The sequence below is a fragment of the Arthrobacter sp. 05L45_2 genome (genome assembly GCF_056397525.1).
This window is the reverse complement of the sequence record NZ_JBFTNO010000081.1, coordinates 1-11,921: the sequence shown is the minus strand read 5'-3', so window position 1 is coordinate 11,921 and position 11,921 is coordinate 1. Positions and strand designations below refer to the sequence as shown.

At 66.9% G+C, this 11,921-nt stretch carries 11 protein-coding genes; 9 read left to right on the top strand and 2 right to left on the bottom strand.

Annotated features, from left to right (window positions below):
• The 9 genes from pdxT to AC1DHD_RS08385 all read left to right on the top strand — a co-directional run.
• A partial coding sequence (pdxT, locus tag AC1DHD_RS08425; RefSeq protein WP_476879272.1) for a pyridoxal 5'-phosphate synthase glutaminase subunit PdxT occupies positions 1–472 on the top strand: 472 nt, incomplete at its 5' end.
• 3 nt (positions 473–475) lie between these two features.
• Positions 476–1,231, top strand: coding sequence for a YebC/PmpR family DNA-binding transcriptional regulator (locus tag AC1DHD_RS08420; RefSeq protein ID WP_476879271.1), 756 nt, complete (start codon positions 476–478; stop codon positions 1,229–1,231).
• Complete coding sequence (gene ruvC / locus AC1DHD_RS08415; protein ID WP_476879270.1) at positions 1,228–1,806, top strand: crossover junction endodeoxyribonuclease RuvC; 579 nt, start codon at positions 1,228–1,230, stop codon at positions 1,804–1,806. Before AC1DHD_RS08420 ends, ruvC begins: the two co-directional genes overlap by 4 nt.
• Positions 1,807–1,935: 129 nt before the next feature.
• Positions 1,936–2,580 (top strand): Holliday junction branch migration protein RuvA, encoded by a 645-nt coding sequence (gene ruvA, locus AC1DHD_RS08410; protein WP_476879269.1) that lies wholly within the window; start codon positions 1,936–1,938, stop codon positions 2,578–2,580.
• A complete protein-coding gene (gene ruvB, locus AC1DHD_RS08405) occupies positions 2,573–3,694 on the top strand; it encodes a Holliday junction branch migration DNA helicase RuvB (protein WP_476879268.1) in 1,122 nt (373 codons plus the stop codon). Before ruvA ends, ruvB begins: the two co-directional genes overlap by 8 nt.
• A gap of 213 nt (positions 3,695–3,907) precedes the next feature.
• Positions 3,908–4,342: a preprotein translocase subunit YajC gene (yajC, locus tag AC1DHD_RS08400; RefSeq protein ID WP_476879267.1), complete on the top strand. Its 435-nt coding sequence runs from the start codon at positions 3,908–3,910 to the stop codon at positions 4,340–4,342.
• A 107-nt stretch (positions 4,343–4,449) separates the two neighbouring features.
• Positions 4,450–6,210 carry a protein translocase subunit SecD gene (gene secD, locus AC1DHD_RS08395; protein WP_476879266.1) on the top strand — a complete coding sequence of 587 codons (1,761 nt, stop codon included), beginning with the start codon at positions 4,450–4,452 and terminating at the stop codon, positions 6,208–6,210.
• The gene (gene secF / locus AC1DHD_RS08390; protein ID WP_476879265.1) at positions 6,211–7,218 is read left to right on the top strand and encodes a protein translocase subunit SecF; all 1,008 of its coding nucleotides are present in this window, start codon (positions 6,211–6,213) and stop codon (positions 7,216–7,218) included.
• A 142-nt stretch (positions 7,219–7,360) separates the two neighbouring features.
• Positions 7,361–9,754 carry a RelA/SpoT family protein gene (locus AC1DHD_RS08385; protein ID WP_476879264.1) on the top strand — a complete coding sequence of 798 codons (2,394 nt, stop codon included), beginning with the start codon at positions 7,361–7,363 and terminating at the stop codon, positions 9,752–9,754.
• A 68-nt stretch (positions 9,755–9,822) separates the two neighbouring features.
• Here AC1DHD_RS08385 and AC1DHD_RS08380 read toward each other — a convergent pair whose 3' ends face one another.
• Complete coding sequence (locus tag AC1DHD_RS08380; protein ID WP_476879263.1) at positions 9,823–10,494, bottom strand: hypothetical protein; 672 nt, start codon at positions 10,492–10,494, stop codon at positions 9,823–9,825.
• A 115-nt stretch (positions 10,495–10,609) separates the two neighbouring features.
• The coding region (locus AC1DHD_RS08375) for a DUF349 domain-containing protein (RefSeq protein WP_476879262.1) at positions 10,610–11,921 on the bottom strand (1,312 nt) is incomplete at its 5' end.

The following is an 11,921-nucleotide window of genomic DNA, read 5'->3' as shown; positions in this document are numbered from 1 at the left end:
CCCCCTCCGTGACCGCATCCGGTCCGGGCTTCCCGTCTATGGCTCCTGCGCGGGCATGATCCTGCTGGCCGATGAGATCGCGGACCCCGCGACCGACCTCGCCGGCAACCCGCAGCAGACCTTCGGCGGCCTTGACATCACTGTCCGCCGCAACGCCTTTGGCCGGCAGCGCGAGTCCTTCGAAACCGACCTTGAATTTGCGGGGCTGGAGTTCAGTGCCGATGAATCCGGCGTGGCCCCCGTGCACGCCGTCTTCATCCGCGGCCCCTGGGTGGAGCGCGTCGGCCCCGCCGTCGAAGTTCTAGCGAAGGTGGAACCGTCGAAGGCCGGCCACCCGGAATCCCTCGACGGGACAGCTAGAATTGTTGCAGTGCGTTCCGGCAAGCTGCTGGCCACCTCCTTCCACCCGGAAGTGACGGGGGAGAAGCGCGTGCATGAACTGTTTATTCGAATGATCAGAGGAGAAGCGTAAAGCATGTCAGGCCACTCCAAATGGGCGACGACCAAGCACAAAAAGGCCATCCTTGACAGCCGCAGGGCCAAGTCGTTCGCCAAGCTGATCAAGAACATCGAAGTTGCCGCGCGGATGGGCGGACCGGACCTCTCCGGCAACCCCGGCCTCGAGCTCGCCGTCACCAAAGCCAAAAAAACCTCGGTTCCGGCTGACAACATCGACCGCGCCATCAAGCGCGGCGCCGGGCTCACCGGCGAGGTAGTCGACTACACCGAAATCATGTACGAGTGCCGCGGACCCCAGGGCTCGGCCCTGCTCATCGAGTGCCTCACGGACAATAAGAACCGCGCGGCCTCCGAGGTCCGCTTGGCCATCTCCCGCAACGGCGGCACCATCGCCGATCCCGGGTCGGTCAGTTACCTGTTTTCCCGCAAGGGTGTTGTGTCGCTGCCGAAGAACGGCCTGACCGAAGACGACGTCCTGATGGCCGTCCTCGAGGCAGGGGCCGAGGAAGTCAAGGACAACGGCGAGACTTTTGAAATCCACTCCGAACCGACCGACCTCCAGGCCATCCGCGATGCGCTGAAGGAAGCCGGGATCGAGTACGACACCGACGAGGCCGAGTTCGTGCCCTCGATGCAGGTGCCGCTGGACGTGGACGCCGCCAAGAAGTTCATGAAGCTGGTGGACGCGCTGGAAGAGCTCGACGACGTGCAGAACGTCTACAGCAACGCCGACCTCAGCGACGAAGTACAGGCAGCGCTGGAAGCCGAGTGACCCTCCGCGTCCTCGGCGTCGATCCGGGCCTGACCCGCTGCGGCATCGGCGTCGTGGACGTGGAAAAAAACCGCCGCGCCACGATGGTGGCCTTCGGCGTCGTCGGCACGTCCCCGGACGAGAGCCTGGACCAGCGTCTTCTGGTCATCGCCACGTCCATCGACGAATGGCTGGATAAGCACGAGCCGCACGTCCTCGCCGTCGAACGGGTGTTTTCCCAGCTCAATGTCAGCACCGTGATGGGCGTGGCGCAGGCGTCCGGGGTGGTGATCGCCGCGGCGGCGCGCCGGGGCATCCCGGTGGCGCTGCACACGCCGTCGGAAGTCAAAGCGGCAGTGACCGGCAGCGGCACATCCAACAAGGACGCCGTCACCAAACTCGTCACCAAGATCCTCCGGCTGGACGCCCCGCCGCGGCCGGCCGACGCCGCCGACGCATTGGCCCTGGCCATCACGCACGCGTGGCGGGCCGGCAGCGGTGCGGCGGTAGCCACAACGGGCCCCGGAAGCCAGTCGCTGACCCCCGCCCAGCGCGCCTGGGCAGCGGCGGAAGCCAAAGCGCGCCGGGCGCGGTGAATGTCCCGCCGTCCCGACGCACTGCTTGGTAGGGTATTCGTAGATATGTTCGGATCGCGGGTCCGGCCGGTTAACACTGGCTGAACCAGCACCAGCCGGAAGTCCGGCTGAAAACCCAGGAGCCAGGCCTTGATCAGTTTTCTCCGCGGAACCGTAGCGCACGTTGGCCTGTCCTCGGCAGTGATCGACCTCAACGGCGCCGGCATGAGCGTCAACGCCACGCCGCAAACCCTCAGCAAACTCCGGGTCGGCGAGGAAGGCAAGCTGTTTACCTCCCTGATCGTCCGGGAAGACTCGCTGACCCTCTTCGGCTTTGGCAGTGACGACGAACGTGAGGTCTTTGATGTCCTGCTCAGTGTGAGCGGCGTCGGTCCCCGGCTGGCCCTGGCCGTCCTCGCCGTCCACGAACCCGAGGCGATCCGCGTCGCCGCGCATTCAGGGGACGGCAAGGCCTTCACCAAGGTGCCCGGCATTGGCCCCAAGGTCGCGGGCCGGATTGTGCTGGAACTCGCCGGCAAGCTGGTGCCGCACGGCACGCCGGGCGCGGCTGTGCCGTCCGTCTCCGCAGAAAGTGTGTGGAAGCCCCAGGTGGTGGCGGCCATGACCAGCCTGGGCTGGTCCGAAAAGGACGCCACCGCCAGCATCGACAAGTCGCTGGCGGATTCGCCCGAACTCGCCGAGCAGGGAAACGTCGCAGAGATCCTTCGCGCCACCCTGCGCTGGCTCGGCCAGGATGGCGCCCGTGCCGGGAACCGGGTAGGCGCGCGTGGCTGAGCCATCCATCGTCGGCGGGGGAGAGGAACCCGAGGAGCGCGCCATCGAGGCGGCCCTCCGGCCCAAGAACCTGCACGACTTCGTCGGACAGCACCGGGTCCGCAAGCAGCTCTCCCTGGTGCTTGAAGCGTCGCGGATGCGCGGCCGCAGTGCCGACCACGTGCTGCTCTCCGGGCCTCCCGGCCTGGGTAAAACAACGCTGTCCATGATCATCGCCGCAGAGATGAATGCCCCGCTGCGGATCAGCAGCGGCCCGGMGATTCAGCACGCCGGCGACCTCGCTGCGATCCTGTCGTCCCTGTCTGAAGGGGAGGTCCTGTTCCTCGACGAGATCCACCGGATGTCCCGCCCGGCCGAGGAAATGCTGTACATGGCCATGGAGGACTTCCGCGTCGACATCGTCGTCGGGAAGGGTGCCGGCGCCACGGCCATTCCGCTGGAACTGCCGCCCTTTACCCTGGTGGGCGCCACCACCCGCGCCGGCCTGCTCCCGGGGCCGCTGCGGGACAGGTTCGGCTTTACCGGGCACCTGGAGTTCTACTCCGTCGAGGAACTCGAACTGGTGCTCCGGCGTTCGGCCGGCCTGCTGGACCTGAAGGTGAACTCCGCAGGTTTCAGCGAGATCGCCGGCCGGTCCCGGGGCACACCCCGCATCGCCAACCGCCTTCTGCGCCGCGTCCGGGACTGGGCGCTGGTGCACGGTGTCGACCAGATTGACGCCCGTTCCGCCTCCGCAGCCCTGGACATGTACGAGGTCGACAAGCGCGGCCTGGACCGCCTGGACCGGGCAGTGCTTGAGGCGCTGATCACCAAGTTCGGCGGTGGCCCGGTGGGGCTGTCCACCCTGGCGATCGCCGTTGGCGAAGAAACCGAAACCGTGGAAACCGTCGCCGAGCCCTACCTCGTCCGCGAGGGCCTGCTGGGCCGGACGCCACGGGGCCGGATCGCGCTGGCGCCGGCATGGACCCATCTTGGATTCGCTGTCCCCGCCGGTGTCTTCGGGCAGGACCCGCTGGACCTGTTCCAGGCCGGCGAGCCGGACAGCGGGCCGGCCGGAAGCGGGGAGTACGCTGCGCCCGCCGCGGACCCGGAATGGATCCGTAATAGTCAATAGCACTCGCTCGTGACCTTTTCCCTTTAGACTGGTATGACGCTCGGCACGTTCGGGCCTTCGTTTCCGTGTGCGGCTACCACTAGCCGCTGCTGGCAGGGCATGGTCTTTCTGCCCCGCCAACTGCCGGGTCCCTACCGGGCGGTTCCGGAACGAGGCGGACGTTGCTGTGAAACCAGCTTGCAAGTACAGAACGGAACTTTCCCCTTGGATCCAATGACAATTCTCCTGTTCGTCATGCTCGGCGTGTTCGTCTTTATGATGTTCCGCCGCAACAAGAAGACGCAGCAGCAGCAGGCGGAGCTCCAGTCGAAGTTCAGCCCCGGTGTTGAGGTAATGACCAGCTTTGGCCTCTTCGGCCGCATCGTCCAGATCGACGACGCCGAGAACAAGGTTGTCCTGGAGCTCTCCCCGGGCAACACCGCCACCGTGCACCGCCAGGCCGTGACCAAGGTCGTCGAGCCGGTAGTTGCTGCCGAGGAGCCCACGGTCGTTCCCGACGACGCTTCCTCGCTGACCCACGAGCCCGCCGAGACCGTGAGCCCGGTTGACAACGTCGACGRCGCCGCCGTCGCCGGCGACCCGCTCCGCAACGAAACGCYGGATGAAACCCTGCGCCGCCTCAACGACGAAGGCAAAAAAGACAGCTAGTCTGCCTCCTGAGCTAACCCGCGGCGCTACGGTGCGCGGGCATCCGCCGGTGCAGGCCTGAGAGCCCGCACCGGCGGTTTCCTCCGTAAACAATAGAAAGATCGACAATGGCACGAACTGGCCCCAAAAACTCAGCCCTCCGGGTGCTGGTCTGGCTTGGCGTTATTCTCGCCGTCTTGACTGCCGTCCTGGCCGGCGGCAACATCGCCGGGCAGGCGAGCTGGGCTCCGAAGCTGGCCCTGGACCTTGAAGGCGGCACCCAGATGATCCTGGCGCCCAAGGTGGAGGGCGGTTCTGGCATCAACGAAGAACAGCTCAACCAGGCCGTCGCGATCATCCGCCAGCGTGTTGACGGTTCCGGCGTCGCCGAAGCCGAGATCAGCACCCAGTCCGGCCGCAACGTGGTGGTCAGCCTTCCGGGTACCCCGTCGAAGGAAACCCGTGCCTTGATCCAGGCCTCGGCCGATATGAACTTCCGTCCGGTGATCCAGGCCGGGGCCGGAGCAGCCGTTCCGGTCGCCTCCCGTACCCCGGCGAACAAGCTGCCCAAACCTACCGCGGCCCCCGCGAACAGCAGCGACGAGAACTGGATAACCGCCGACGTCTACGAAAAGTACGAGGCGCTGGACTGCGACAACCCCTCCCAGGAAAAGCAGGAGCGCTCCGACCCTGCCAAGCCCCTGGTCACCTGCGAACCGGCTGCCGATGGCAGGCCCGCGGTGAAGTACATCCTGGGTCCGGTTGAGGTTAAGGGATCCAACATCAAGACCTCGTCCTTCCAGCTCCAGCGCGGCGCCCAGGGTGCCGTCACTAACGAGTGGGCCGTCGACATCCAGTTCGATGAGCAGGGCACCGCGAAGTTCAAGACAATCACCGAGCGCCTGAACAAGTTCTACGTCGCCGCCGGCGGCACCACGGGTTCGGACCCGAAGGCCCAGTTCGCCATCGTCCTGGACGACCGCGTCATCTCAGCACCGCGGTCCCAGGCGGTCATCACCGACGGCCGCCCGCAGATCACGGGCAACTTCACGGAGCAGTCGGCCAAGGCCCTGTCGGACCAGTTGCGCTTCGGCGCCCTGCCGATCAGCTTCGAGATCCAGAGCGACCAGCAGATTTCCGCCACCCTCGGCGGGGAGCAGCTGCGTATGGGTATGCTGGCCGGCCTGATCGGCCTGCTGCTGGTGGTTGTCTACTCCCTGTTCCAGTACCGTGCCCTGGGCCTTGTCACCGTTGCGTCCCTGGTGGTCGCCGGTGCCCTGACCTACCTCGCCATCGCCATCCTCGGCTGGACCGAAAACTACCGCCTGTCGCTGGCAGGCGTGGCCGGTATCATCGTGGCCATCGGCCAGACGGCGGACTCGTTCATCGTCTACTTCGAACGTATCCGTGACGAACTGCGCGAAGGCCGGGGCCTGGTTTCCGCCGTCGAGAACGGCTGGAAGCGGGCCAAGCGGACTGTGCTTGCCTCGAAGGCCGTCAACCTGCTCGCAGCCCTCGTGCTCTACTTCGTGGCGGTCGGCAACGTCCGAGGCTTCGCCTTCACCCTGGGCCTGACCGCCATTGCCGACCTGATCGTGGTCTTTATGTTCACGCACCCGACGCTGCAGGTCCTGGCCCGCACCAAGTTCTTTGGCGAAGGCCACAAGTTCTCCGGCCTCGACCCGAAGCGCCTCGGCGCAGTGCCACTGTACCGCGGCGCCGGCCGGATCCGCACACCGGATGACAAGCCGGTGGCGACTCCGCGCGCCAAGAACACCGGTGCCACGGCCGAAGCCGAACGCCGTATGACAATTGCAGAACGACGCCTCGCCGAAAGGCAGGACCAGCTCGCCGGGTCCGCCAAGAGTGCGTCCAAGGAGGGCAAGTAAATGGCAAGCTTCGCCACATTCGGTAACGAGCTTTACACCGGCAAGCGTTCGTACGACTTCGTCGGTTCCAAGAAGATCTGGTTCCTCATCGCCCTGGTCGGCGTCGCGCTGTCCATCCTGCTGCCGGTCGCCAAGGGCGGCTTCAACCTCGGCATCGAGTTCCGCGGCGGCTCGGAATTCACGGTCTCCAACGTCAAGGACCGCGACGCCGGGCTCGGCGAAAAGGCTGTCCAGCAGGTCGTTGCCGGCAGCCTCCCGCGGGTTGCCAACGTCGCCGGCAACACAATGCGGATCCAGACGGACAAGCTCAACGACGACGAGGTCCTCAAGGTCAAGGACGGCCTGACCAAGGCCTACGGCGTGACCGACAACGAGGTGACCTCCACGTTCGTGGGTCCCACCTGGGGCGCCGACGTGACCAAGCAGGCGCTGTTGGGCCTCGCGGTCTTCGTTGGCCTCGCCGCCGTCCTGATGGCCCTGTATTTCCGGACCTGGAAGATGTCGCTCTCGGCCCTGGCGGGTATGGCCGTGACCATGTTCATCACGGCCGGCATCTATTCTCTGAGTGATTTCGAAGTGACCCCCTCGGCCATCATCGGGTTCCTGACCGTGCTCAGCTACTCGCTGTACGACACCGTGGTGGTCTTCGACAAGATCCGCGAAAACACCGCCGACCTGCAGGCCTCCACCCGGCGCACGTTCGCCGAGGAGGTCAACCTCGCCGTCAACCAGACCCTGGTCCGTTCCATCAACACCATGATGGTGGCCATCCTTCCGGTCGGCGCCATCCTCTTCATCGGTGCGGGACTCTTGGGCGCGGGAACACTGCGGGACCTCTCCCTGGCCCTGTTCGTCGGTATCCTGATCGGCACCGCGGCGACCATCTTCGTCGCCGCTCCGCTCTACGCCTGGCTGCGCCAAGGCGAGCCGGACCTGGTCAAGCAGGCCAAGCGGGTGCAGCAGCGCCGTGCGGAGAACGCCGCGAAACCGGCGCCTGCCACGGCCTAGCCGGCAACCCGCCGAACACCGCCCCACGGGCCGGAGAGCGTCCCCGCGACGCCCTCCGGCCCGTGGCCGTTCGTCCCGGTTATCGACGTAACCCGCTGCGGGAATAGACTTGAATAATTAACGGGTTGTGAGAGGTGCTTCATTGGAAGAACGTGCGACGCCGGCGCCAGTAGCGCCAGCGGATCAGGGTGCCGGCCAGGGTAGCCAGACTGGCGTGGTTGCTGCCGGACGCCCGGATACGGCCGTCCCGGTCGACAACTCGGGAACCCGGCCCACGTTCCCCGGCCGGCGTGAGCGCACCCGCTCCCGGCTGGCGCGCCTGACCGGCCGCGGCACGCCGTCTTACTCGCCCATCCTGGAGCCGCTGCTGCGCACCGTCAGGGCGAACAACCCCAAGGACGACTTCGAGCTCATCCAGCGCGCTTTCGTTGTGGCGGAACGCTGCCACCGCGGGCAGAAGCGCAAGAGCGGCGATCCCTACATCACCCACCCGGTAGCCGTCGCCACCATCCTCGCCGAGCTGGGACTAAGCGGGACCACCCTGGCTGCCGCCCTGCTGCACGACACCGTGGAGGACACCTCCTACACACTGGAGGACCTGAAGGGCGAGTTCGGCCCCGAGGTTGCCATGCTGGTGGACGGCGTTACCAAGCTCGACAAGGTCAGCTTCGGCGAAGCCGCCCAGTCCGAGACCGTCCGCAAGATGGTCGTGGCCATGGCCAAGGACATCCGCGTGCTCATGATCAAGCTCGCGGACCGCCTGCACAACGCCCGGACCTGGCGTTTCGTGTCGGCCGAGTCGTCCGCCCGCAAGGCGCGCGAAACCCTGGAGATCTTCGCCCCGCTGGCCCACCGGCTGGGCATGAACACGATCAAGTGGGAACTGGAGGACCTCTCCTTCGCGGCCCTGTATCCCAAGGTCTACGAGGAAATCGTCCGGATGGTGGGGGACCGCACCCCGGAGCGCGAGAAGAGCCTCGCCGTCATCCGCAACCAGATCACCGAGGACCTGCGCACCGCCAAGATCAAGGCCACGATCACCGGCCGGCCCAAGCACTATTACTCGATTTACCAAAAGATGATCGTCCGGGACAAGGACTTCGACGACATCAACGACCTCATGGGCGTCCGCGTCCTGGTCGACTCCGTGCGGGACTGTTATGCGGCGCTCGGCGCCATGCATTCGCGCTGGAACCCGCTTCCGGGCCGGTTCAAGGACTACATCGCGATGCCCAAGTTCAACATGTACCAGTCACTGCACACCACGGTGATCGGCCCGGGCGGCAAACCGGTCGAGATCCAGATCCGCACCCACGAGATGCACCGCCGCGCCGAGTACGGCGTCGCGGCGCACTGGAAATACAAAGACCAGCCCAACCGCACCGCTGCCGGACCCGGGAGCCCCCGCGACGGCGACATGGGCTGGCTCCGGTCCCTGGTTGACTGGCAGCAGGAAACGTCCGACCCGGGTGAGTTCCTCGATTCCCTGCGGTTCGAGATCAACGCCCGCGAGGTGTTCGTTTTCACCCCCAAGGGCGAGGTCATGGCCCTCCCCGCAGGTTCGACCCCGGTCGACTTCGCCTACGCCGTCCACACCGAGGTGGGCCACCGCACCATCGGCGCGCGGGTCAACGGCAAGCTGGTCCCGCTCAACAGCGAACTGAACCACGGCGACTGGGTGGAGATCTTCACCTCCAAGGCCGAAGGCGCCGGGCCGAGCCAGGACTGGCAGCATTTCGTCAAGAGCGCCCGCGCCCGGAACAAGATCCGGCAGTGGTTCAGCAAGGAACGCCGCGAAGAGGCGATCGACCGCGGCAAGGACCTGCTCACCAAGGCGATGCGCAAGCAGAACCTGCCCCTGCAGCGCCTGATGACCCACGACGCCCTGGCCGCCATCGCGGAGGACTTCAAGTACACCGACATCTCCGGGCTGTACGCGGGAGTCGGCGACGGCCACACCTCGGCGCAATCCGTGATGGAGCGGCTCGTTGAAAGCCTCGGCGGCAACGACACACCCGAGGATGACCTCACCGAGGTCTCCATCCCCACCCAGGTCACCAAGGCCCGCTACTCGGACTCCGGTGTGGTGGTCCGCGGGGTCGACGACGTCTGGGTGAAGCTGGCACGGTGCTGCACCCCGGTGCCACCGGACCCCATCCTGGGCTTCGTCACACGAGGCTCCGGCGTGTCCGTGCACCGGACGGACTGCACCAACGTCTCCGGCCTGATGGACCAGCCGGACCGGATCGTCGAGGTGGAGTGGGCACCGACCCAGTCCAGTGTCTTCCTGGTGGAGATCCAGGTTGAGGCGCTGGACCGCAAATCGCTGCTGTCCGACGTCACGCGCATCCTCTCGGRGAACCACGTCAACATCCTCGCCGCCAGCGTTCACACCTCCACCGACCGGGTGGCGATCTCCAAGTTCGCCTTCGAGATGGGGGACCCGAAGTACCTCAGCCACGTCCTCAGCGCCGTCCGTCGCATCGACGGGGTCTTCGACGTCTACCGCACCACGGGTAACCGCCGCCGCAGCTGACCGCGGTACAGGGGTCCGGTAACGAGGGTCTCGTGCCCGGATAGGCGGCACCCGGACAGGCTGTGACGTTATGGACCGCGGGCCGTGCGGCCGCCCTGATCGGCCTGCAATTGCGCCAGCGTGGCCAGCGCCGACTTCTTGTGGGGCACCCGCGGCGTGGACTCCACCGCGCGGATCAGCAGCCGAAGCCGGACCCCCAGGCCCGGCGCTGAGACCAATGCTGCCAGGGCCGGCAGTGCGCGTTCGGCCTCCACATGCATGGCGATGTCCACCGCGGTCCGCAGCGGGCTGGTGACCATCAGGCCGCCGAGGCTGACGACGTCGAACGGGCCGAGCCGCACCTCGTGGAAAGTGCACCCGCGCAGGGCCCGCAGGCTGGAAACCCGCCGGTTGGCATCGACCAGCAAGGCCAGTCGGTCCGGTTCCGGGCTGCAGCCGTAGATCCAAGCCGCCGTCATCCGCCCCGCCACTACCCGTTGCCGGACAGGCCCGGGAACGGCGCAGGCCGCCGCCCGCGCACGCAACTGGGGACTCGGCGCGGCCCCGGGCGGCAGGTAGCCGCGCTGGGAGAGCCGCGTCAGCACGCCGTCGGACGCCATCGCCTGCAGCTCGGACCAGGAGAAGAGGGTACCGGGGGAGTAGAGCACCGTAGGCGCGCCCGGAGCGCCCGCACCAGGCGGGCCGGTGCCGGGGGCGGCGGGCGTGAAGCCTGTGGCGGTGCGGCCGGGCGTCTGCGTCATTCAGCCATCGTGCCGTCCAGTCACGGACATGGAACAGGCCCCGCCGCGGTCATGTGGATAACCGCGGCGGGGCCTGTCGGGCCGCTTGGGGCCGGCCGATGCTACGTGGTGCTGCCTAGGACAGTTCGCTCGCTGAGCGCTCCAGCTGCTCCAGCCAGGCCTGCCGTGCCTCCAGCGCTTCGCGGGCGGCCTTGATCTTCCGCTCGTCCCCGGCCTTCTCGGCCTTGGCAAGGTCTTCCTTGAGGCCGGCGATGGCCGACTCAAGCTGCGAGAGGGCGCTGTTGGTGCGGGCCTTCGTTTCCGGGTTGGACCGCTTCCAGTTCTCGTCCTCCGCGTGGCGGACGGCGTCCTCGACCTTCCGCAGCCCGGCTTCGATCCGGCCCATGTCCGCACGGGGAACCTTGCCGGCTTCCTCCCAGCGGTCCCGGATGGACTGCAGGGCCTTCTTGGCCGCTGCGAGGTCCTTGATCGGCAGGAGTTCGTTGGCCTCCACCAGCAGGGCCTCCTTGACCACGAGGTTCGCACCGTATTCCTGGTCGATTTCCTCGTTGGCGGCCTGGCGGTTCGTGAAGAAGACGTCCTGCGCGGCACGGAAACGCGCCCACAGGGCGTCGTCGTCCTTGCGGCTGGCGCGGGGGGAGGCCTTCCACTGGTCCATGAGGCGGCGGTACTCGCCGGCCACAAAGCCCCAGTCGGTGGAGGACGAGAGCGCCTCGGCCTCCGTGATCAGCTTTTCCTTCGCGGCCTTGGCCGCCGAGTTGTTGCTGTCGAGCTGGGAGAAGTACGCCCGGCGGTGCCGGTCGAACACGGTGCGGGCGGCGCGGAACCGCTTCCAGAGCGCATCCTCGTTGCTGCGGCCCAGCCGGACACCACTCTTCTGGGCGGTCTTCCAGCTCTCGAAGAGTTCGTTCATCCGGGCGCTGGAGGTCTTCCACTGGACCTGGGCCGGGTCGTGACCGGCGATGGTCTCGGCTTCGGCGACGATGGCCTCACGGGCGGCGAGTTCAGCGGCGCGGACGGCGTCGTGCTCGGCCTTCTCGGTCTTCTCGAGCTCGGTGATCTGTCCGGAGAGCGTATCGAGGCGTCCTTCAGCGGCGCGGAGGTCACCCACCATGTTCTTCTCTGCCAGGATTTCGCGCAGGTGCGTGACGGTCTTCTGCATGTCCGTGGCGGGAGCCTTGGAGGCTACGCGCTGTTCGAGCAGGACGATCTGGGCGACGACGTCATCGTACTTCCGGGCGAAGTAGCCCAGCGCTTCCTCGTCACTGACGCCCGGATACTGGCCGACAGAGTGTTCCTCGCCATCAATGGTCAGGTAGACGTGACCGTCGCCCTCGACGCGGCCCCAGCGGGCGGCCTCGGCAAGCGAAGCGGCACTGGAGGCGGGCGCGGCGGCCGGTGCCGCAGGCGTCGGCGTTGCCTTGGGG

Coding starts and splice junctions, on each gene's coding strand:
- secD (WP_476879266.1), top strand. CDS start 4,450: ATGGCACGAACTGGCCCCAAAAACTCAGCCCTCCGGGTGCTGGTCTGG.
- secF (WP_476879265.1), top strand. CDS start 6,211: ATGGCAAGCTTCGCCACATTCGGTAACGAGCTTTACACCGGCAAGCGT.
- AC1DHD_RS08380 (WP_476879263.1), bottom strand. CDS start 10,494: ATGACGCAGACGCCCGGCCGCACCGCCACAGGCTTCACGCCCGCCGCC.
- AC1DHD_RS08420 (WP_476879271.1), top strand. CDS start 476: ATGTCAGGCCACTCCAAATGGGCGACGACCAAGCACAAAAAGGCCATC.